The sequence below is a fragment of the Mesorhizobium sp. WSM4833 genome, from assembly GCF_055811095.1.
The window spans coordinates 329,204-348,989 of sequence record NZ_JBVVQG010000003.1; the positions used below are offsets into that span (position 1 = coordinate 329,204).

Genomic DNA, 19,786 nt, shown 5'->3' on the forward strand with positions numbered 1-19,786 from the left:
TTCAAAACCGTCGCGCACCTTTGGCCGACAGGCGTTAGTCTCGCCCGCCGTCGGTCTGCTTCAATTCGTCGAGCGTCGGCATGGAAACGATGTGATAGCCGGAATCGACATAGTGGATTTCGCCGGTAACCCCGGAAGACAGATCCGACAACAGATAAAGCGCCGAACCACCGACCTCGTCGATGGTCACCGTGCGGCGCAGTGGCGAGTTTCGCTGCTGGTAGGAGAACATGTGGCGGGCGTCCGAAATGCCGGCGCCGGCGAGCGTGCGCACGGGCCCAGCCGATATGCCGTTTACCCTGATGCCGCGCGGACCGTAATCGTTGGCGAGGTAGCGCACGCTGGCCTCCAGTCCGGCCTTGGCGACGCCCATGACATTGTAGTTCGGCATGACGCGGACGGAGCCCGCATAGGTCAGCGTGATCATCGATCCGCCGTCCTTCATCAAGGTGGCCGCATGGCGGGCGACCTCGGTGAAGGAGTAGCAGGAGATCACCATGGTGCGGACGAAATTGTCCCGGCTGGTGTCGGCGTAGAGGCCTTTCAACTCGTTCTTGTCGGAAAAGCCGATGGCGTGGACGATGAAATCCAGCCCGCCCCATTCGTTGCCCAGGGTCTCGAACGTGGCGGCGACCGAAGCGCTGTCCTCGACGTCGCACGGCACGACCAGCGAGGCGCCGAGCTTGCCAGCCAGCGGCTTGACCCGGCGTCCGAAGGCATCGCCCTGATAGGTGAAGGCGAGTTCCGCCCCGTGTTCGGACAATTTCCGGGCGATGCCCCAGGCGATCGAATGATCGTTGGCGACACCCATGACAAGCCCGCGCTTGCCCTTCATCAATCCGTCCATGGCCGGCAAATCCTTATGCGGAATAGCGCTGGAAAACGAGCGTGGCGTTGGTGCCACCGAAGCCGAACGAATTGGACAAAACAGTGTCGATCCTGGCGTCGTCGATGCGCTTTCGCACGATCGGCATGCCCTCGAATTCGGGGTCGAGGGTCTCGATATGGGCGCTTTCGCCGATGAAACCGCCCTGCATCATCAGGATCGAGTAGATGGATTCCTGCACGCCGGCCGCGCCCAGCGAATGGCCGGTCAGCGACTTCGTCGAGGTGATATACGGCATCTCTGGGCCGAACACCTCGCGGATGGCGCCCATTTCCTTGGAATCTCCCACCGGCGTCGAGGTGCCATGGGTGTTGATGTAGTCGACCGGCGTGGAAACCGTGGCCAGCGCCTGGCGCATGCAGCGGACCGCGCCTTCGCCTGAAGGAGCAACCATGTCGTAGCCATCCGACGTCGCGCCATAGCCGACGATCTCGGCATAGATCTTGGCGCCGCGCGCCTTGGCATGCTCAAGCTCTTCCAGCACCAGCACACCGGCGCCGCCGGCAATGACGAAGCCGTCGCGATTGACGTCATACGCACGGGAGGCGGTCGATGCCTTGTCGTTGAATTTCGACGACATGGCGCCCATGGCGTCGAACAGGTCCGACATCGTCCAGTCGAGATCCTCGTGGCCGCCGGCGAAGACGATGTCCTGCTTGCCCCATTGGATCAATTCATAGCCATTGCCGATGCAATGCGCCGAGGTCGAACAGGCCGACGAGATCGAGTAGTTGACGCCGTGGATCTTGAACCATGTGGCAAGCGTCGCCGATGCGGTCGACGACATTGCCTTCGGCACCGCGAACGGACCGATGCGCTTGGGACTGCCGTTCTTCAGCGTCGTTTCGGCAGCTTCGACGATGGTGCGGGTGGATGGTCCGCCCGATCCCATGACGATGCCGGTGCGCTCATTGGTGATGTCGCTCTCGCCGAGGCCCGCATCCGCGATCGCCTGGTCCATGGCGACGTGGTTCCATGCAGCACCCTGGCTCAGGAAGCGCATCGCACGGCGATCGATCATCGCCGATGGATCGAGCGTCGGCGCTCCCCAGACCTGGCAGCGGAAGCCGTGTTCGGCGAAGGAATCCGAGAAGCTGATGCCTGATCTGGCGTCATGCAGCGAGGCTTGCACCTCGTTGGCATTGTTGCCGATCGACGACACGATGCCGAGGCCTGTGACTACGACACGTCTCATTCGCAACTCCTTCCAGGGATGCTGGCCAAAGGGGGCCGGCCAGGGGTGCCGGTCAGCCGACCGCCGACTGCTTGGACAGACCGACTTTCAAATCCGTTGCCGCGTATATGGGTTCGCCATCCGCCTTCAGCCAGCCATCGGCGATGCCGAGCACCAGCCGGCCCCGCATCACGCGCTTGAAGTCGATGCCATATTCGACCTTCTTCACCGAAGGCGTGACCATGCCCTTGAATTTCACTTCCCCGGTCGACAGCGCCATTCCCTTGCCGGGTTCGCCAAGCCAGCCAAGGTAGAAGCCCGTCAGTTGCCACATGGCGTCGAGGCCGAGGCACCCCGGCATGATCGGATTGCCGATGAAATGGCAGGCAAAGAACCACAGGTCCGGCTTGATGTCGAACTCCGCGCGGATAAAACCCTTCTCGAAGGCACCGCCGGTCTCGCTGATCTCGGTGATGCGGTCGAACATCAGCATTGGCGGATAGGGAAGCTGGGCGTTGCCCGGTCCGAACAGTTCGCCGCGGGCGCAGGCCAGCAATTCGTCGTACTCGTAGCTGGATTTACCCGCCATCAATCTCATCCCATATCGTTCCGGGCCATCGGGTGCCCTTGTCGTTGGTTTCCTAACACAATCTGTTTCAGGCCGGAAACCGGCGTTTGCGCTTAGCCTGCTCGTCTGCCTGGGTCAATGCGCGCTATTGATCGCATTCGGACGACAGAATATATGTCCTGAGAGGTCCGGTTTCGGCAGACGTTCATTTTTTTGCCATTCTGGGCGTGTCTTGGGGCGGAACTGTGGGGTTCGACGAGAAGATGGACCTGGACGGCCGGAAGGAAAATGTCGCTGTGGACAAGCGGGTCCGTGAAGCCGGGCTGAGGCCGACGCGTCAGCGCATTGCGCTGGCCGATCTGCTTTTCGCCAAGGGCGACCGGCATCTGTCGGCCGAGGAACTGCACGAGGAGGCGGTTGCCGCCGGCGTGCCGGTGTCGCTGGCCACCGTCTACAATGCCCTTCACCAGTTTACCCAGGCGGGACTTTTGCGCATCCTCGCCGTCGAAGGCGCGAAAACCTATTTCGACACCAACACCTCCGACCACCACCATTTCTACATCGAAGGCGAAAACCGTATATTCGACATCGACAGCGGTCCGGTGACGGTTGCCAACCTGCCGGAGCCTCCGGAAGGGATGGAGATCGCCAATGTCGACATCGTCGTGAGGCTGCGCCCCAAACGCCTCGAATGACTGGCGAGGCCAGAATCATCTGCCAAGCCAGAATTATCGGCCAGGGATGAAACCCCTCGATCTCGTAATCCGGCTCGAATGGGCGATCGTGGCACTGGCTGCCGTCATTTTCTACGGTTCGACCGGCATCTCCTGGTGGCTCTTCGGATTGCTTATCCTGGCGCCTGACCTATCGATGTCGGGCTATCTGGCCGGTCCGCGCGTCGGTGCCCTTGCCTACAACGCCTTGCACATCCTGATCGTGCCCGTGCTGCTGCTGCTCGGAGGGCACATGTGGGGCAATGCGGCCGCGATGGCGGTTGCGCTGATATGGATCGCCCACATCGCCATCGACCGTGCGCTGGGCTACGGTCTGAAGCTGCCGACCGGCTTCCAGGACACCCATCTCGGCCGTATCGGGCATAAAGCCAGGACCGCGAAAGAGAATCAGTCCTTGACCCGTTCGCCGGGATAGGCGCCCCAGACGACCGACTGGGCAAGCCAGCCGGTGTGGCCGTCGAACGTCATTTCGCACCACTGGCCGTCGCAGGATTTGATCGTACCCATGACGCCAGGTTCGATCATCGCGACCACCCTTGCGTCCTTGTCGGGACTGTTGAGAAGGTTGATCCGGGTGCCCTTGCCACGCTGCCATGGTGCGACGATTGCCGTGCGCCGGCCGGAAAGCAGCGACTGGTTGATCCAGCCTTCCGAACCATCGGCATCGCGCACGCGGCGCCATGTGTCGAATTCCTGGATGATCTCCATCGGCAGGCCGGCCTTCATGTACATCCAATCGACCGAGTAGTTGGCGCCGGGGCCGACGCGCGAGTTGACGCGGCCGGATTTCAGGCTGACGAATCGCGGCAGCGGCAGGCCGCTCGGCCCGAGCGTGACGACGCTCTGGGCAGGTGCAGCCGCACTCTGTGCCGCCGTAAGCGGAGAACAAAGCAGAGCGCCGAGAAATGCTGCACTGAGGGTCAGGCGAAGCGACGCGAAACCAGACACTTTCATTCCTTTCGGCGCTTGCCTCGGCGCCCCTTTTTCTTTGTCTTCGGCGGCACCGCTTGTTACATGGGTAATCGGCACCGCGACCGGCTTTCAGTTTCGCCGGTCTTGGTTAAAGAGGTCTCAACGAGATCGGGTTAGAGCAATCCCAGCAACCGTGTGAAGCGGTTTTGCGTTCGGAATTGCGGCAAATACTCGAGAGGGAAACAATGGCAGGCAAAAAAAGGCCTCTCGTCGTCATCACGCGCAAGCTGCCCGACCCGGTCGAGACCCGCATGCGCGAACTGTTCGACGCAAGGCTGAATGTCGAGGACCGGCCGATGACGCAGCCGGAACTGGTCGCGGCGGTCAAGGAAGCCGACGTTCTGGTGCCGACCATTACCGACAATATCGACGCGGCGCTGATCGCTCAGGCAGGCGACAACCTCAAGCTGATCGCCAATTTTGGCAACGGCGTCGACAAGATCGATGTCGCGGCTGCGGCCAAGAGGGGCATCACCGTCACCAACACGCCGAATGTCCTGACCGAAGACACCGCCGACATGACGATGGCGCTGATGCTGGCGGTGCCGCGGCGGCTCGCGGAAGGCGCCAATGTGCTCACCGGCGACAAGAAATGGGCCGGCTGGTCGCCGACCTGGATGCTGGGCCGGCGCATCTGGGGCAAGCGGCTCGGCATTGTCGGCATGGGGCGGATCGGCACGGCCGTAGCCAGGCGGGCCAAGGCCTTCGGACTGTCGATCCACTATCACAACCGCCACCGCGTGCTGCCGGCCGTGGAAGACGGGCTGGAGGCGACCTATTGGGAAAGCCTCGACCAGATGCTGGCCCGCATGGATATCATCTCGGTCAACTGTCCCTCGACGCCGGCAACGTTCCATCTGCTTTCGGCGCGGCGGCTGGCGCTGCTGCAGCCCACCGCCTATGTCGTCAACACCGCGCGCGGCGACATCATCGACGAGGAAGCACTGGTCAAGCTGATCCAGGACGGCAAGATCGCCGGCGCCGGCCTCGATGTCTACGAGCACGAGCCGGCCTTGAACGGCAAGCTGCTGAAGCTCGCGGCCAAGAACAAGGTCGTGCTTCTGCCGCATATGGGCTCGGCGACGCTCGAGGGCCGTATCGACATGGGTGAAAAGGTCATCATCAACATCCGCGCCTTCGTTGACGGCCACCGCCCACCAGACCGCGTGCTGCCGCTCAGGACCTGACGCTGTCGCGGTGCAATATCCGTGGCCCACAAACCGTAAGATAAGACTTACGGGAGAGCTTTGCGCATGGTGATCGAGGTCGGCCTGGCATAGCCGTCATGCGCCGTCCGTTCAGTTTCGCGAAAGCCGAGGCGAGCAAAGGCCGCATGGTTCGCGGTCAACTCGATCCGCGTCTGAAGCTCGATGGCGGCCTTGCCGCGGCTGCGGGCAAGGTCTTCGACCGCCTGCATCAGCTGCCGTCCAATGCCTTGTCCCTGGCAGTCCGGCGCCACGGCGAGCTTGCCGACATAGAACTCTGCCACCTTTTCAAGGGCAAAGACGCAGCCGACGATCCGATCGCCCCTGAGCGCCACGAAGCCGGTCTCCCGCCGCGCCTTGTCCCGCAGAGTGTCGGCGGTCAAAAGGTGGGCCGAGGAGGGCGGGTCGATGACGTCGTCCATCGAGGCGAAGGCACGCATGATCAATGCGAGCACATTGTCCCAACGGTCGAAATCGGTCGGGATCCGCCTGATGGAGACTGCTTCGATCAGGTCCAAGAATTCAGCTTCTCTTGTAACGGATGGTGTCGAAGCGCGCCGCCAGCCCATCATAAAGCAGCAGCCGGCCGACCAGCGGTTCGCCCACGCCGGTGATCAGCTTGACCGCCTCCATGGCCTGCAGCGTGCCGATGACGCCGGTCAGCGCGCCAAGCACGCCGACTTCGGCGCAGGACGGCACCAGGCCCGGCGGTGGCGCTTCGGGAAACAGGTCACGATAGCCTGGGTTGGGCTTGCCGTCCTTGCCGTCTTCGAATGGCTTCAGCACCGTGACCGAGCCGTCGAAGCGTCCGACGGCGGCATGCACCAGCGGTTTCCCAGCGCTCGCGCAGGCATCGGCCACGGCGTAGCGCGTTTCGAAATTATCGGAACCGTCGACGACGATGTCATAGCGGGCGACGAGGGCAGGCGCATTGTCCGTGGTCAGCCGGAATGTATGCGGTTCGACTGTGGTATTGGGATTGATGCGGGCGATTGCCGCCTTGGCGCTGTCGGTTTTCAGCAGGCCGACAGTGTCGGTGCCGTGAATGACCTGACGCTGCAGGTTGGAGAGCGAAACGGTGTCGTCATCGACCACGCCGAGCGTGCCGACGCCGGCGGCGGCAAGATATTCAAGCACCGGGGCGCCCAGCCCGCCGGCGCCGATGACCAGCACCCGGGCCTGCTTCAGCCTCTGCTGCCCGGCGCCGCCGATTTCCGGCAGCACGATGTGGCGGGCATAGCGTTCGATCTCGTCTGCGGTCAGGGCGGCAGTGGTCATTGCCTGATCATACAGGCACGGAAAAACCTTGTCAGGGGTCTTCGGTTGGCCCAACCGTCCCGTGGTCGACGGTCAGGAATTGCGCACGGCCCTGGAGACTGGAAAACAGCGCAGCATCGGTTCCTGTCATGAATGCCTGGCAGTTCAGTTCCTCCAGGATGGAAAACAGCGCCGCGCGCCGCCCGCTGTCGAGATGCGCAGCGATCTCGTCGAGCAGCAGGATCGGCGTCATGCCCGACATTTCGCCGGTCAGCCTCGCGTGCGACAGCACGATGCCGACCAGCAGCGCCTTCTGCTCGCCGGTCGAGCAGAGCTCGGCCGGCATCGCCTTCGGGCGGTGCCGAACCACCAAGTCCGAACGGTGCGGGCCGTCGAGCGTACGTCCGGCGGCGCGATCGCGCTCGCGGCCCTCGGCAAGCGTCCGACGGAAGCGTTCCTCCACATCGACCGCCGCCGCCACGGCAATCTCGGCTTCCAGCTCGCCTGAAAGGCCGATATCGGCTTGTGGAAACGGTCCCGTGTCGGGCAGCCTGTCGATCATGGCGGCCAGCAGGCGCACCATCTCGGCGCGCGCCGCGGCAATCGCCACACCGGTTTCGGCCATCTGCGTCTCGATAGCGTCGAACCAGCGGTCGTCCCGAGAGCTTTCGGTAAGCAGTCGGTTACGACCGCGCATCGCCTTCTCGTAGTCGATCGCACGTTGCCCGTGGCCGGGGTCGATCGCCAGCACCAGCCGGTCGAGGAAGCGCCGGCGATCCGCGGCCGGTCCGGTGAATAACGCGTCCATGGCTGGCGTCAGCCAAACCACGCGCAGCCATTCCAGCATGTCCTCGGCCGAACGCGCCGAAGCTCCGTTGATGCGTACCCGCCTGCCGCCTTCGCCGGCGGTGTCACCGCCGGAAATGCCTGTTCCGATCTCGACCTGGCCATCAGGTCCGTCGAGCCGGGCATGCAGCGCAAAGCCGCCGTCGCCGCCCTCGCGCGCGACATCGGCGTAGGGCGCGCGGCGCAAGCCACGTCCCGGTGTCAAAAAGGAGATCGCTTCGAGGAGATTGGTCTTGCCGGCGCCGTTGTCGCCGGAAAAAACCACGGCACCTGGCGCCAGATCGATCGTCAGCGCCGCATAGTTGCGGAAATTAGTAAGTGTTAGCTTACTTATATGGTTCTGTGCCGGCAACCGCTATCCGCCTATAGAAGTCGCCGTAAATATCGCGCTTGCCGCCGGTCCACAACAGGACCGAAGTGCTGACACCGCGCCGCTACACGCGCATCGGCATCAGCACATAGAGTGCGGTCTCGTCGGCCATGTCGTGGATCAGCGTCGGCGAACCGGCATCCGCCAGCATGAACTTGGCCTCCGTGCCGGTCAGCTGCGCGGCAACGTCGAGCAGGTACTTGGCGTTGAAGCCGATCTCGATCGGATCGGATGAATAGTCAGCGGACAGTTCTTCGGTGGCGCTGCCTGAATCCGGATTGTTGACCGCAAGCGTCACCTGACCCTCGCTGATCGACAGCTTCACCGCGCGACCGCGTTCGGAAGAGATGGTCGAGACACGATCGACGGCGGCGGCAAAGCTCTGGCGGTCGATGATCAGCTTCTTGTCGTTGCCTGTCGGAATGACCCGCTGATAATCGGGGAAGGTGCCGTCGATCAGCTTCGAGGTCAAAACCACGCTGCCGATGGTGAAGCGGATCTTGGTGTCCGACAGTTCGGTGGTCACCGCAACATCCGGATCGTCGACAAGCTTCTGCAGTTCGCTCACCGTCTTGCGCGGAATGATGATGCCCGGCATGCCCTCGGAACCCGCCGGCGCGTCGATCTCGGCGCGCGCCAGGCGGTGGCCGTCGGTCGCCACCGAGCGCAGCTTCAGCTTGCCGCCGACCTCATGCGTGTGCAGGTAGATGCCGTTCAGGTAATAGCGTGTCTCCTCGGTGGAGATGGCGAACTGGGTCTTCTCGATCAGGCCTTTCAGGGCAACCGAGTCGAGACGGAAGATATGCGAGAAGGATCCGGCCGAAAGCTCCGGGAAGTCGGATTGCGGCAGGCACTGAAGGCGGAAGCTCGATCGGCCGGACGTCACCGTCATGGCGTTGCCGTCCTCGTCCGTCTTCAGCATCACCTCGGCGCCGTCGGCGAGCTTGCGCACGATGTCGTAGAGCAGATGTGCCGGGACCGTCGTCGCCCCGCCGCGCTCCACCTTGGCGGGCGTCGCTTCGGTCACCTCGAGGTCGAGATCGGTTGCCTTCATTTCAAGGCTGGCGCCTTCGGCGCCGAGCAGCACGTTGGACAGGATCGGTATGGTGTTTCGCCGCTCGACCACACGATGGACGTGGTTGAGCGACTTCAGGAGATTTGACCGTTCCAGGATAACACGCATGACGAAACAGGCTCGCTTGAATGAATGACGGGTCACCAGTGAGCGGCGTCCCGCGAAAGGTCTGAATAGGCTCAGAATCTGCGTAAACTGACAGGAAAAAACCAGCAAACGCAAGCCCGCGCCGCCGGTTCAGGCCGGCTACGCGGGCTTTCTGGGGATAACGCGCCCGAAGTCCGCGAGCCAGTGTCGAAAAACCGAAATCCAGATCGCTTCCAGGCGATGCCACGAGCCCGATGCAGGCCCGGCGCCGCACTGGCAAGCCATTGAATTCCGGCGTTGTTTCGGTTCGGCCCTCCCGGAGGGTCAGGCCTGATCGTTGATCAGCCGCCTCAGAAGCTCAAGTTCCTGCGCCAGCGTGTTGTCGTTGCCGGAAAGGTCCTCGATCTTGCGCACGGCATGCAGCACCGTGGTGTGATCGCGGCCGCCGAAACGCCGTCCGATCTCGGGTAGCGAGCGCGGCGTCATCACCTTCGACAGGTACATGGCGACCTGCCGCGGCTTGACGATGGTGCGCGTGCGCCGGTTGGACAGCAATTCGGTCTTCGACACATTGTAGTGACGCGCCACGATGCGCTGGATGTCCTCGATACGGACACGCTTCGGCTCACCTGTGCGATAGATGTGGCCGAGGATTTCGTCGATCCGGTCGATGGTGATCTGCGGCTCGAAGGATTGACGGAACAAAAGCTGATTGAAGGCGCCTTCCAGCTCGCGTCCGCTGCCGGTCACGGTGCGGGCGACGTGATTGAGGATCTCCTCCGAAATGTCGAGGGATGCGTCGTCGCTCCTGGCCGTGGCAAGGCGCAATTTGAGCATGCCGAGGCGCATGGCGAAATCGGGCGCCGACATTTCAAGCGCGACACCGCCATTGAGGCGCGAACGGACCCGCGGTTCGAGCGATTCCAGTTCCGATGGTGGCCGGTCGGCGGCAACGACCACCTGCTTGGCGCTGTCGAGCAGCATGTTGATCAGGTGGCAGAATTCGTGCTGGATCGACTTGCCCTGCAGGAACTGCATGTCGTCGATGATGAGCAGGTCGATGTCGCGCAGCTGCTCCTTGAGCGTCAGAGCGTTGTTGTCGCGGATGGCGGTGGCAAAGCGCCACATGAAATACTCGGCCGTGAGATAGACGACGCGCGACTTGGGGTTCTGCTTCAGCGATTCCGCGGCGATGGCCTGCAGCAAATGGGTCTTGCCGAGCCCGACGGTTGCGTGAAGGAAGAGCGGATTGAAGCGCACCGCGCTCGATTGCGATTCCGCCACTGCCTTGGCGGCGGCGAAGGCCACCCGGTTCGACGGCCCCTCGATGAAAGAGCCGAACGTGTAGCGTGGATCGAGCGGTGACCCCAGAACGTTGTGGCGGAATTCGCTCTCGATGGGTGTGCCCGGACGCGGAGTCGATGCGCGCTCCACCCGGCTGGGGCTGACTGTGCCTGCGGCAAGCGCCGTCTGCGTCTGCCGTGTCACCTTGCTGCGTGCCGGCGTTACCTCTGGCTCGGCCTGGGCGCGTCCCTGACGGGTTGCCGTGCGCACGACGATGTCGATCTTGAGAAGATCGGGATCCTCCTGCTTCCACAGCTCGGAGATGAGGTCGAGATAGTGGCCGTTGATCCATGAGCGCAGGAAGGCGGTAGGCACCGAGATGCGGACAATGCCCTTGGAAGCCTCGGCGACTTTCATGCGACCAAACCAGCTCGAATAGACTTCGGTTCCCAGGCGCGCCTTCAACTGGGTCTTGACCCGGTCGAATTTCTGTTCCGCGTCGCTGGACACCGCCATGTCGTTTGCTCCGATCAAAGTTCCAGGAAATGGGAGGTCGCCCGTAAGTTCCCTTTCGATGCCGCTCTGCATGATCTTTTCCTTGTCCTTCCGTACCTGTTTTCCGCCGGGGATGCGCCTCCTGCATCCGGTTCCGGCGACCTAAGTCTTTGCTACGATGTCCGCTGCCGCCGCCGGCAGGTGAACGTCGCCCATTATCCGTGGGAACCGGTGCCGGCCCATGGAAGCCAGTCCGCGTTGGGTATGTCAGGGCAATACAACACCGTCCGGCGAAAAGAGCGCCGGCGCGCCGTCTACCTGCCATGTCTAGTTACGCCAGTCCCCTACCGTATCGAAAAAGACAAACCAAAGCCGTCCGCGGACTTGATCCGCGTTGCAAATCCCGCCAATTTAAGCTGGCCGATTCAGGCTTGGGTTAAGAGCCAGAGCCCGTCCCTTTCGATAGATCGACACTACCGAAATCGCTGTGGATAGGGCAAGGCCACGTCTAACGGATTTTTAAGGAATCTGGTTAGTGGAGGCGGGTTCGAGTGGCATGCCGCGACGGCACATTTTAACAAAGCCATTGTGATTCAAACCCTTTTCCGGCGAATATGAAAAACCGGGCGCTGACAGAAATATTCTGAAATAATTCGCTTGACAGCGACTTCTCCCCGATCGGGCCAGTCCGGTGTGGACAAGCTGTGGATCACCATCTGTAAGCATTTGAAAAATATAAGCTATTTTTGACAGCCAAGAATCATTAGGCCGGCGATTTTCAAGCGTGCCGATCAACAGCAGTCATGCATATGCCGGCAAACTATTCCCTATTGTGAAATCCGCATAAGACGCCGTTTCCGGACATTCTTTTTAAGTGCTTGCCGGCAAACGAAAAAACCCGGCACAAACGGCCGGGTTCGAAGAACGTCAGTCTAGGCAAGTAATGTCAGGCCGACAGTACCTTAACCCGCTGAGCCAGTCGCGACACCTTGCGGGACGCCGTGTTCTTGTGAATCACGCCCTTGGTTGCGGCGCGCATCAATTCCGGTTCCGCGATCTTGAAGGCAGCCTGTGCGGCAGCCTTGTCACCGGAGGCAAGCGCCTCTTCGACCTGGCGGATATAGGTGCGGACGCGCGAGCGACGGTTCTTGTTGATCGCTGCGCGGCGGACGATCTTGCGCGTTGCCTTTTTGGCCGAGGATGTATTGGCCATGATGCCTCTCTTCTGATCTGGTCGGCGCATGCGGGATGCCGCAGGGCGCAAAAAACAAACGGGCTGCCACGGGGCCGCCTCGGTTGGTGCGGCTTATAGTTCAGCTTTTCCGGCGCGTCAACGCTGCCTGACCTTCTTTTTGGCGGCCAACAGCCATCTTCTTCGAAGCCAAGGGATTGGCGTCAGCGGTTGGTGAAATTCGGCTTCCGCTTCTCGGCAAAGGCCGCCATGCCTTCCTTCTGATCGTCCAGTGCAAACAGCGAGTGAAACAGCCGGCGCTCGAACCGCAATCCCTCGGCAAGCGTCGTCTCGAAGGCGCGGTTGACAGCTTCCTTTGCCATCATCACCGATGGCAGCGAGAAAGCGGCGATCTTGGCCGCGGCCTTCAGCGCCTCCTCGACAAGTTCGCCGGCAGGCACGACCCGCGACACCAGGCCAGAACGCTCGGCCTCGGCGGCATCCATCATCCGCCCGGTCAGGCACATGTCCATCGCCTTCGACTTGCCGACAAAGCGGGTCAGCCTTTGTGACCCGCCCATGCCTGGAATGACGCCGAGCGTGATCTCGGGCTGGCCGAACTTGGCCGTGTCGGCGGCGATGATGAAATCGCACATCATCGCCAGCTCGCAACCGCCGCCGAGTGCATAGCCCGCCACCGCCGCGATAATAGGCTTTCGCGCCCGCGTCAGTTCCTCCCAGCCGACGAAGAAGTCTTGGGCGTAGGCGTCCGCATAGGAGATGGACTGCATCTCCTTGATATCGGCGCCCGCCGCGAAAGCCTTTTCGGAACCGGTGATGACCATGGCGCCGATACCGGGATCGGCGCTGAACCCGTTCACGGCTGCCACCACCTCGGTCAGGATCTGGGAGTTCAGCGCGTTGAGCGCCTGCGGCCTGTTCAGCGTGATCAGCCCGACCTTGCCGTGCGTCTCGGTGATGATCGTCTCATAGCTCATGGCTGCTTCTCCTTGCTTACGCTCGTCTAGAGCGGTTCATCGTTTCACGAAAACGCAGAACCGCTCCATCTCCTTGTCTTGACCAATTTCGGACGGAAAACCGCCCCGCTTTTCCTGGAATTGCTCTGACTCATCGCTGACATGTCCGGCAATAAAAGGTCGATCGGCCGCTCTGCACGACACGCTCGATGTGGCCGCCGCAACTGGGCTTGGAGCAGGCCTCGCCTTCGCGGTCGTAGACGGCGAAGGCGTGTTGGAAATAGCCCAGCGACCCATCGGTCTGCATATAGTCCCGCAGTGAGGAACCGCCGGCTGCGATCGCATCTGATATCACCGAACGAATGGCTTGCGCGAGGTGTTCGCTTTGGGCCTGGGCTTTCTTTCCGGGCCTGGCGATCGTGCCCGCCTCGCGCAGCGGCGACAGGCCCGCACGCCACAACGCCTCCGACACATAGATATTGCCGAGCCCGGCGATCAGCCTCTGGTCGAGAAGCGCTGCCTTCAGCGGTGATCTCCGCCCCTTCATCAATGAGGAAAGCAGCGCACCGTCCAATGTGTTGCCCGTAGGCTCGACGCCAAGTCCAGCCAGCATCGGATGAACGTCCGGCAGTCCTTCCGCAAACAACATGAAGCCGAAGCGGCGCGGATCATTGAAGATCACGCGCGATCGGGTACCGGCCGGAGACACGACATGGAAGACGACGTGGTCGTGATTGGAGCTCTTCGAGCGGTCGTGCCGGAAGATGCCGGGCATGTCGCTGCCATCGGCCGTCTCGATGCGGAATGAGCCCGACATGCCGAGATGGCAGATCAGCGCGGGGCCGCCTTCCAGGTCCATCGTCAGATACTTGGCCCGGCGGCCGAGTGCCGTGATCGTCTTGCCGGCCAGTCGCTGCGCGAATTTCTCGGGAAATGGAAAGCGCAGATCCGGTCGGCGCGCCTCGACGCGGGCGATGGTGGCGCCTTCCAGAACCGGCTGAAGTCCGCGCCGGACGGTTTCGACCTCCGGTAACTCAGGCATGACCGCCGATCGCCGCATAGAAAGAAGTGCCGTAGCGTCCGGGCGCCAGCCCGAGATGCTCGGCCACGGTTTCGCCGATGTCGGCGAATGTCGTTCTCAGTCCGATGTCGCCGCTCTTGAGACCCGGTCCAGTGCCGATCACCGGAACCCGCTCGCGCGTGTGATCGGTCCCGGCCCAGGTAGGGTCGTTGCCGTGGTCGGCCGTCAGGATGAGAAGATCGCCCTGCCGCAGCCTCGCAAATGCCTCCGGCAGCCGCAGGTCGAAGGCCTCGAGCGCTGCAGCATAGCCCGCGACATCGCGGCGGTGACCGAATTCGGTGTCGAAGTCGACGAAATTGGCGAAGACGAGGTCACCGTCGCCGGCATCATCCATCGCACCCAGCGCTTCGTCGAACATCGCCATGTTGCCTGCCGCCTTGCGCACTTGCGAAATTCCGCGATGGGCGAAGATGTCGCCGATCTTGCCGACGGCGATGACACGGCTGCCACGCGCCGTCAGCCGGTCGAGCAGGGTCGGTTCCGGCGGGGGCACGGCGTAGTCATGACGGTTGTATGTCCGCTCGAAAGTGGCGGTGGTTTCGCCGACGAACGGCCGCGCGATCACCCGTCCGATCCTGAGCGGGTCAACCAGCCTGCGCACCACCTGGCAGAATTCATAAAGCCGATCGAGGCCGAAATGGACTTCATGCGCGGCGATTTGCAGGACCGAGTCGACCGACGTGTAGCAGATCGGCTTGCCGGTCCGGATGTGTTCCTCGCCAAAGCGCTCGATGATTTCGGTGCCCGGCGCATGGCAATTGCCGAGAATGCCCGGCACCTTGCCTTCGCGGATCATCGCCTCGGTCAGTTCGGCCGGAAAGGCGGGAACCGTATCCGGGAAATAGCCCCAGTCGAGGCGCACCGGCAGGCCGGCGATCTCCCAATGGCCCGACGGCGTGTCCTTGCCGCTCGAAACCTCCTGTGCGGCGCCGTGAAAGGCAGTTGGGAGCAGATCCGTCCCGCTGCTGGCAAAGCCCAGCCCCGTTGCGGTTTCGGCAGCCTTGCCAAGCCCGAGCGAGGCCATCTGAGGGACAAACAGCGGTCCACTGCGAAGCCCTTCGCGATCCGCGCGGCCCTCTGCACAGGCTTCTGCGATGTGCGCGAATGTGTTGGCGCCGGCGTCGCCGTAGCGGTCGGCGTCGGCCGCTCCACCGATGCCGAAGGAGTCCAGAACGAAGAGGAAAGCGCGTGCCATCGAGTTGTTGCCAGTTTGACCGACCAGACATAGGGTTCCGCGACTTCATTGGCAATTCGGAAACCAAACGGCAACGGCTTGGCGTGATAGTCTGGTGCATGTCGCCCAAAAGTGCGCAGCGGTTTTGGGATAACGACATGCACAAACAGAGATGCATGTCGCCCAAAAGTGCGCAGCGGTTTTGGGATAACGACATGCACAAACAGAGATGCATGTCGCCCAACGGTGCGCAGCGGTTTTGGGCTGCGACATGCACAAATGCTCCGGGCATGGGCATGAATCGAGGACAACAGACCGTGGTTCCTGTCATGAGGGTTGCGCTGAAGACTTATGCCGCTCTCATGCTGGCGCAGGTCGCGCTCTGGTCCAATCCGGCGCATGCCGACTGGCGCGACGATATCGGCACGTTTCGCATCGGCATCGTTGCCGAGCCAGGCGCCGGCAACTCCGTTCCGGGGCTGGCACTGTTGACCGACGCCTACACCAAGGCCTTGGGCATGAAGGTCGAGTTTGTCGTTGCCCGCAACTATGCCGCGCTGATCGAGGCGCAGGCCAATGCCCGCATCGAATATGCGATCTATTCGGCCACTGCATATGCGACGGCCTCGCAGCGCTGCTTATGTATCGAACCGCTTGTGGCTCCGGTCGATTCAGACGGCGCGATCGGCATCCGCTCGGTTCTGCTGACGCGGGACGGCAAGCTGGCCGACCTTGCGGCGATGGACAGCCATCGTATCGCCATGGCGCCTTCTGACAGCGTCGGCGGTTCTCTCTTGCCATTGGCGGCGTTGGCGGCGGAAGGCCGCAAGATCGCGGAAGATGCACCGTTTCTGGTCCATGCCGATTCGGCCGCGGCGGCCGAGACGATGCTGGTCGACGGCAAGGCCGATGGCCTGTTCGGCTGGGTGACGGCCGCTGCCAACGGCCCGCGAGAACCGTCGGGCACGCAGGCCAGGTTGGAGGCGGCAGGGCTCTCAGTGACGGCGCTTCGGATCGTATGGACGTCGGGCCTGTTGAGATACGGCCCGCATGCGGTCCGCAGCGATCTCGACCCCGAAGCCAAGCGCCGGCTTGCCGTGTTCCTCACCAACCTCAAGTCGACGACGCCCGATATCTACGATCTCCTGGAATCGAAACATTCCGGCGGCTTCGCCACCGTGGCGCCAAAAGACTACGAGATGGCCGCTGCTATCGTGCGCTTCGTTTCGGACCGTGGGCCGCAGCAGTAGCTGGAGCGGCCTGCGCACGCCTGGCTGCCTCTGTTCAACAGTCGCTGCAAGGGATCGTCACGCTTCTGCGGGGGCGCAGAAAATAGGTTTCGCCCATGGTTATGTTGCTGAAAGCCGAGGTCAGCCCAAGCTTCTGTTGACTGCTCGCGCTCCACGCGATGACCGGCGTATAGCCGAGGTTGCTTTCGACGCGGATGAGAAAAGTGTTGGCGACTCTGAGCGACGCCGGGATCGTTGTCTCGGTGGTGGCGGCGGCGCCAGGGCTGGCGACGCCGGCTACCAATTTGCGTGACCACACCACCAGTGCCCTCGTCGCATCGGCCGAGACCTGGATTGCCGTGACGGTGATGGTCGGATTTGAGCGGTTGTAGGGCTGAAGGGTGACGCTGCCGATCTGCATGATGGCGTCGACATCTGCCTTGAGGACGCTTGTCTGCTGGGTGACGAGATCGGCCACCATGCTGCCGATACGGCTGACCTTCTTGCTGGTCTCGATGGCTTGCGACGCTTCCATTGTGAGGAAATACATGATCAGCAGAATTGGCATGATCAACGCGAATTCGACCGCCGCGATGCCACGACGATCGGACCAGAACAGACTTGTTTTCCGCCAAACTCCCGTAATCATAAGATGTGCCCCCGCACGCATCATGCCCATTGCCCTTTTCTTATACTGCTCGTGCATTCCGCTCAGTTGTCGAACGGTTCGTTCTGCCAGGTCACCGATGCGAAGTGCAGCGTCTTGTTGCCGCCCATCGATTTGGCCAGCAGGTCGGTCATGATCGGCCATTTGTAAAAGACCCGCAGCATGTTCCTCGACTCCGCCGCACCCGCTGTCACTGAAAACGACTGGGTTGCGGTGCCTTTCGTCAATACGACATCGCCGTTCTGGATCTTGAAGCCGGCCGTGGCCGCATCGGCGAACGATGTATATTGGCGAAGATCCACCAGCAGTTGATTGGGACAATCCTGGGAAACGATGATCTGCAGTTTTGTGCAGATCATGTCCCGCAAGTTGGTTCCGGCGACGTCAACCGCCCTCAACTGGCCGGTGCGAAGCTTGCGCGCGACATCGTCGGTGATGTTGGCCATCACTTCCTGCGCGGCAAACGAGATGCAGCTTTCCAGAATGGCGAAGACAAGCAGCGCGAAGGGGACTGAAAGGATCGCGAATTCGATTGCCGTGGCGCCGCGCCGGTCACGAAGAAAGCGGGCGAAAAACCTTGGGCATCTCACTTTGTGGTCGCCTGCGCGGCCGTATCCCTTGCTCATGTCCGATCCTGCCGATCTCTATGCGGTCTCGGAAGGACCATTAACGCAAACCGATTGAGGTCCGGTTTGGATGATCGTTAAAGTCGGCGCAGGCCTCTTAACCGGCCAATAACCGCACCGGCAGCCGGTCACGCCACCTATCGGCTGACGCTCATCTCCGCCTCGGAAGACTTCTCCGCTTCGCTCTTGTAGGAGCTTTCGCAATAGGGCGTGCAGGACATCGTCTGGATTTCGGCACGCCGATAGATGCGCACCGACGAAGCGGCCTGCCGCACGACGGTTACCTGCTCATCGACGATGGGACTGCCGTCGGTATCGAGCACGACCAGATTGGTGACGCCGAAACCTTTGCCGGTGAGCACGATCGTCGAAGCGTCCTGCACGGAAGCGTCGGCGATTGCCGGGTTGCCGACCACGATGGTGTCTGCGGGACGCGACAGTTTGACGATCTTGGCCTGGTTCATCGTGACCTCGATGCCGGCGCCGGCCATGGCGGGCGCGACGAAGCTCGAGACGGCAAGAAGCGCGGCAATCAGGATTGACGATCTCGGCTGGGCCATTGAGGCGCTCCACGCAGGCGGACTGATCAACGGAACATGAACGAGATTGGTGAACCAACGGTTAAGCCTGCGATGTTGCCAATCCTGCAATGGCCGATAAGGGCGCCCCGCGAGGCGCGGTCCAGTCGGGGCGCAAGCCTGCCAAACCTGGGACTGGAAGGCGCGGCGGTACTTTAGCCCGAAGTTAACCACGCAATATGTTCGAACCGGGAAAGGAATCGGTAAGGCTGTTTCTTAAGCCGATCGAAAGAGCTTCTCCCTAGATTGGCAGCATCCGATCAACCATCACAGAAGTTGACGGAAGTGCTGTAACACGTGGAGTAGGAGCTCTCGAATGTCTAATCTCATCGCACGTTTTGTGAAGGACGAATCCGGCGCGACCGCTATCGAATATGGTCTGATCGCCGCTCTCATCGCGCTCGCCATCATCACTGGCGCCGGCACGCTCGGCAATGCGCTGAATGCCAAGTTCACCAACATTGGCAGCACCCTGAACGGCACGCCGAGCGGCAGCTGATCGGCTTATCGCCGAGCACTTGCATTACATTTCTGGAAAAGGGCCGCCGCGTGGCGGCCCTTTTTCTATGCCGCTGCCAATATAGGTTGTCTTTTCGTTCTTGGCCTCATCAATCGTTAATCGAACATACTTAGATTGAGCCCGTGAAATCGGACAATAGGCATGGCGCCGATGCTTGAAGCCCTGATCTTCGTCGTCTTTCCGTTCTGCATGCTGTTTGCCGCGATCTCCGACATGCTGTCGATGACGATCGCCAACCGCGTGCCGGTGCTGCTCGTCGTGGTTTTCGCGCTGGTCGCGCCCCTTACAGGCATGGACTGGGCGGCCTATGGCGGACATTTCGCCGCCGGCGCCCTGGTCCTGGCCGTGACGTTCGGCCTGTTTGCAATAGGCGGCATGGGCGGCGGCGACGCCAAGCTTCTGGCCGCAACCGCGATGTGGATGGGCCTCAATGTCAATCTCGTGGAGTATCTTGTCGCCTCGACAATCATCGGCGGCCTGCTGACGCTCGCGATCATCCTCTACCGGAAGTCGATGCTTGCGGCCGTTACCGGCCAAAATCCGTTTCTGCGCCATTTCGCCGACGAGGCAAAAGGCGTTCCCTATGGCGTCGCGCTCGGCCTTGGCGGGTTGCTGACCTATCCGGACTCGCCTTTGATGATATGGGCGCTGGCCAGGCTGGCGGCCTGACCACGATATTATTTTATTGTCTGTCAGCATTGCCGAGACCCCGTTCTCAACGGGGTCGGCCCGGCTGTTTTGGCCGGTCCGGCTATAGTCCGGCTAATTTATGTAAACGTTAAATTAATCACGATCGTAAGCATTACATTA

At 61.8% G+C, this 19,786-nt stretch carries 22 protein-coding genes; 6 read left to right on the top strand and 16 right to left on the bottom strand.

All coding sequences use genetic code 11. From position 1 onward, the window contains the following. Positions 1–34: 34 nt before the first annotated feature. Genes fabI through fabA form a run of 3 tightly spaced genes read right to left on the bottom strand, consistent with a single transcriptional unit; the run spans position 35 to position 2,649 of the window. The gene (gene fabI, locus AC0L2D_RS07480) at positions 35–847 is read right to left on the bottom strand and encodes an enoyl-ACP reductase FabI (RefSeq protein WP_337122865.1); all 813 of its coding nucleotides are present in this window, start codon (positions 845–847) and stop codon (positions 35–37) included. A gap of 13 nt (positions 848–860) precedes the next feature. After that, the gene (gene fabB / locus AC0L2D_RS07485) at positions 861–2,081 is read right to left on the bottom strand and encodes a beta-ketoacyl-ACP synthase I (RefSeq protein ID WP_024503470.1); all 1,221 of its coding nucleotides are present in this window, start codon (positions 2,079–2,081) and stop codon (positions 861–863) included. A 52-nt stretch (positions 2,082–2,133) separates the two neighbouring features. Then, the gene (gene fabA, locus AC0L2D_RS07490) at positions 2,134–2,649 is read right to left on the bottom strand and encodes a 3-hydroxyacyl-[acyl-carrier-protein] dehydratase FabA (RefSeq protein WP_013527885.1); all 516 of its coding nucleotides are present in this window, start codon (positions 2,647–2,649) and stop codon (positions 2,134–2,136) included. Between the two features lie 242 nt (positions 2,650–2,891). On the opposite strand from fabA, the gene irrA reads away from it, so the two are divergent. Next, entirely contained in the window at positions 2,892–3,323 is a 432-nt protein-coding gene (irrA, locus tag AC0L2D_RS07495) for an iron response transcriptional regulator IrrA (RefSeq protein WP_064995785.1), read from the top strand. A gap of 46 nt (positions 3,324–3,369) precedes the next feature. Next, a complete protein-coding gene (locus AC0L2D_RS07500; protein ID WP_063169996.1) occupies positions 3,370–3,777 on the top strand; it encodes a DUF4260 domain-containing protein in 408 nt (135 codons plus the stop codon). On the opposite strand, the gene AC0L2D_RS07505 is transcribed toward AC0L2D_RS07500, so the two are convergent. Next, positions 3,750–4,310: an SH3 domain-containing protein gene (locus AC0L2D_RS07505; protein ID WP_064995784.1), complete on the bottom strand. Its 561-nt coding sequence runs from the start codon at positions 4,308–4,310 to the stop codon at positions 3,750–3,752. The two genes, AC0L2D_RS07500 and AC0L2D_RS07505, sit on opposite strands and share 28 nt — an antisense overlap. A gap of 209 nt (positions 4,311–4,519) precedes the next feature. Between AC0L2D_RS07505 and AC0L2D_RS07510 the strand changes: the two genes are divergently transcribed. Then, positions 4,520–5,521, top strand: coding sequence for a 2-hydroxyacid dehydrogenase (locus tag AC0L2D_RS07510; RefSeq protein ID WP_013527881.1), 1,002 nt, complete (start codon positions 4,520–4,522; stop codon positions 5,519–5,521). Positions 5,522–5,568: 47 nt separating this feature from the next. Here AC0L2D_RS07510 and AC0L2D_RS07515 read toward each other — a convergent pair whose 3' ends face one another. From AC0L2D_RS07515 to AC0L2D_RS07555, 9 genes are all read right to left on the bottom strand, one after another. Next, positions 5,569–6,057, bottom strand: a complete 489-nt coding sequence (locus AC0L2D_RS07515; RefSeq protein WP_473540690.1) for a GNAT family N-acetyltransferase — start codon at positions 6,055–6,057, stop codon at positions 5,569–5,571. A gap of 4 nt (positions 6,058–6,061) precedes the next feature. Next, entirely contained in the window at positions 6,062–6,817 is a 756-nt protein-coding gene (locus AC0L2D_RS07520; protein WP_013527879.1) for a molybdopterin-synthase adenylyltransferase MoeB, read from the bottom strand. A 31-nt stretch (positions 6,818–6,848) separates the two neighbouring features. Then, positions 6,849–7,994 carry a DNA replication/repair protein RecF gene (gene recF, locus AC0L2D_RS07525; protein WP_473540691.1) on the bottom strand — a complete coding sequence of 382 codons (1,146 nt, stop codon included), beginning with the start codon at positions 7,992–7,994 and terminating at the stop codon, positions 6,849–6,851. Positions 7,995–8,076: 82 nt separating this feature from the next. Next, entirely contained in the window at positions 8,077–9,195 is a 1,119-nt protein-coding gene (gene dnaN / locus AC0L2D_RS07530; RefSeq protein WP_013527877.1) for a DNA polymerase III subunit beta, read from the bottom strand. A gap of 303 nt (positions 9,196–9,498) precedes the next feature. Beyond that, on the bottom strand, positions 9,499–10,974 hold the full coding sequence (gene dnaA, locus AC0L2D_RS07535) for a chromosomal replication initiator protein DnaA (protein ID WP_127387494.1): 1,476 nt from the start codon (positions 10,972–10,974) through the stop codon (positions 9,499–9,501). Positions 10,975–11,899: 925 nt separating this feature from the next. Beyond that, on the bottom strand, positions 11,900–12,166 hold the full coding sequence (rpsT, locus tag AC0L2D_RS07540) for a 30S ribosomal protein S20 (protein WP_013533694.1): 267 nt from the start codon (positions 12,164–12,166) through the stop codon (positions 11,900–11,902). A 182-nt stretch (positions 12,167–12,348) separates the two neighbouring features. Next, a complete protein-coding gene (locus AC0L2D_RS07545) occupies positions 12,349–13,122 on the bottom strand; it encodes an enoyl-CoA hydratase (RefSeq protein ID WP_013533693.1) in 774 nt (257 codons plus the stop codon). Positions 13,123–13,252: 130 nt separating this feature from the next. After that, entirely contained in the window at positions 13,253–14,143 is an 891-nt protein-coding gene (gene mutM / locus AC0L2D_RS07550; RefSeq protein ID WP_275954064.1) for a bifunctional DNA-formamidopyrimidine glycosylase/DNA-(apurinic or apyrimidinic site) lyase, read from the bottom strand. Further along, entirely contained in the window at positions 14,136–15,377 is a 1,242-nt protein-coding gene (locus tag AC0L2D_RS07555; protein ID WP_473540692.1) for a phosphopentomutase, read from the bottom strand. The genes mutM and AC0L2D_RS07555 overlap by 8 nt, the downstream gene beginning before the upstream one ends. Before the next feature lie 308 nt (positions 15,378–15,685). On the opposite strand from AC0L2D_RS07555, the gene AC0L2D_RS07560 reads away from it, so the two are divergent. Further along, positions 15,686–16,606 (top strand): phosphate/phosphite/phosphonate ABC transporter substrate-binding protein, encoded by a 921-nt coding sequence (locus AC0L2D_RS07560; RefSeq protein WP_473540787.1) that lies wholly within the window; start codon positions 15,686–15,688, stop codon positions 16,604–16,606. 34 nt (positions 16,607–16,640) lie between these two features. Here the strand turns inward: AC0L2D_RS07560 and AC0L2D_RS07565 are convergent, their stop codons facing one another. The 3 genes from AC0L2D_RS07565 to AC0L2D_RS07575 all read right to left on the bottom strand — a co-directional run bounded on the left by AC0L2D_RS07565 (position 16,641) and on the right by AC0L2D_RS07575 (position 18,438). Next, on the bottom strand, positions 16,641–17,258 hold the full coding sequence (locus AC0L2D_RS07565) for a TadE/TadG family type IV pilus assembly protein (RefSeq protein ID WP_013533689.1): 618 nt from the start codon (positions 17,256–17,258) through the stop codon (positions 16,641–16,643). A gap of 38 nt (positions 17,259–17,296) precedes the next feature. Further along, on the bottom strand, positions 17,297–17,878 hold the full coding sequence (locus tag AC0L2D_RS07570; RefSeq protein ID WP_063169998.1) for a TadE/TadG family type IV pilus assembly protein: 582 nt from the start codon (positions 17,876–17,878) through the stop codon (positions 17,297–17,299). Between the two features lie 137 nt (positions 17,879–18,015). Continuing rightward, entirely contained in the window at positions 18,016–18,438 is a 423-nt protein-coding gene (locus AC0L2D_RS07575) for a pilus assembly protein N-terminal domain-containing protein (RefSeq protein WP_013533687.1), read from the bottom strand. 334 nt (positions 18,439–18,772) lie between these two features. On the opposite strand from AC0L2D_RS07575, the gene AC0L2D_RS07580 reads away from it, so the two are divergent. Continuing rightward, complete coding sequence (locus tag AC0L2D_RS07580; RefSeq protein ID WP_063171181.1) at positions 18,773–18,955, top strand: Flp family type IVb pilin; 183 nt, start codon at positions 18,773–18,775, stop codon at positions 18,953–18,955. Between the two features lie 171 nt (positions 18,956–19,126). Then, complete coding sequence (locus tag AC0L2D_RS07585) at positions 19,127–19,645, top strand: A24 family peptidase (RefSeq protein WP_013533685.1); 519 nt, start codon at positions 19,127–19,129, stop codon at positions 19,643–19,645. The last annotated feature ends 141 nt before the right edge of the window (positions 19,646–19,786 follow it).

Excerpts from the sequence above, each read along its gene's own strand:
- fabI (WP_337122865.1), bottom strand. The coding sequence starts at position 847 with ATGGACGGATTGATGAAGGGCAAGCGCGGGCTTGTCATGGGTGTCGCC.
- fabB (WP_024503470.1), bottom strand. The coding sequence starts at position 2,081 with ATGAGACGTGTCGTAGTCACAGGCCTCGGCATCGTGTCGTCGATCGGC.
- fabA (WP_013527885.1), bottom strand. The coding sequence starts at position 2,649 with ATGGCGGGTAAATCCAGCTACGAGTACGACGAATTGCTGGCCTGCGCC.
- irrA (WP_064995785.1), top strand. The coding sequence starts at position 2,892 with ATGGACCTGGACGGCCGGAAGGAAAATGTCGCTGTGGACAAGCGGGTC.
- AC0L2D_RS07500 (WP_063169996.1), top strand. The coding sequence starts at position 3,370 with ATGAAACCCCTCGATCTCGTAATCCGGCTCGAATGGGCGATCGTGGCA.
- AC0L2D_RS07510 (WP_013527881.1), top strand. The coding sequence starts at position 4,520 with ATGGCAGGCAAAAAAAGGCCTCTCGTCGTCATCACGCGCAAGCTGCCC.
- AC0L2D_RS07520 (WP_013527879.1), bottom strand. The coding sequence starts at position 6,817 with ATGACCACTGCCGCCCTGACCGCAGACGAGATCGAACGCTATGCCCGC.
- dnaN (WP_013527877.1), bottom strand. The coding sequence starts at position 9,195 with ATGCGTGTTATCCTGGAACGGTCAAATCTCCTGAAGTCGCTCAACCAC.
- dnaA (WP_127387494.1), bottom strand. The coding sequence starts at position 10,974 with ATGGCGGTGTCCAGCGACGCGGAACAGAAATTCGACCGGGTCAAGACC.
- rpsT (WP_013533694.1), bottom strand. The coding sequence starts at position 12,166 with ATGGCCAATACATCCTCGGCCAAAAAGGCAACGCGCAAGATCGTCCGC.
- AC0L2D_RS07545 (WP_013533693.1), bottom strand. The coding sequence starts at position 13,122 with ATGAGCTATGAGACGATCATCACCGAGACGCACGGCAAGGTCGGGCTG.
- mutM (WP_275954064.1), bottom strand. The coding sequence starts at position 14,143 with ATGCCTGAGTTACCGGAGGTCGAAACCGTCCGGCGCGGACTTCAGCCG.
- AC0L2D_RS07555 (WP_473540692.1), bottom strand. The coding sequence starts at position 15,377 with ATGGCACGCGCTTTCCTCTTCGTTCTGGACTCCTTCGGCATCGGTGGA.
- AC0L2D_RS07560 (WP_473540787.1), top strand. The coding sequence starts at position 15,686 with ATGAGGGTTGCGCTGAAGACTTATGCCGCTCTCATGCTGGCGCAGGTC.
- AC0L2D_RS07565 (WP_013533689.1), bottom strand. The coding sequence starts at position 17,258 with ATGATGCGTGCGGGGGCACATCTTATGATTACGGGAGTTTGGCGGAAA.
- AC0L2D_RS07570 (WP_063169998.1), bottom strand. The coding sequence starts at position 17,878 with ATGAGCAAGGGATACGGCCGCGCAGGCGACCACAAAGTGAGATGCCCA.
- AC0L2D_RS07575 (WP_013533687.1), bottom strand. The coding sequence starts at position 18,438 with ATGGCCCAGCCGAGATCGTCAATCCTGATTGCCGCGCTTCTTGCCGTC.
- AC0L2D_RS07580 (WP_063171181.1), top strand. The coding sequence starts at position 18,773 with ATGTCTAATCTCATCGCACGTTTTGTGAAGGACGAATCCGGCGCGACC.
- AC0L2D_RS07585 (WP_013533685.1), top strand. The coding sequence starts at position 19,127 with ATGCTTGAAGCCCTGATCTTCGTCGTCTTTCCGTTCTGCATGCTGTTT.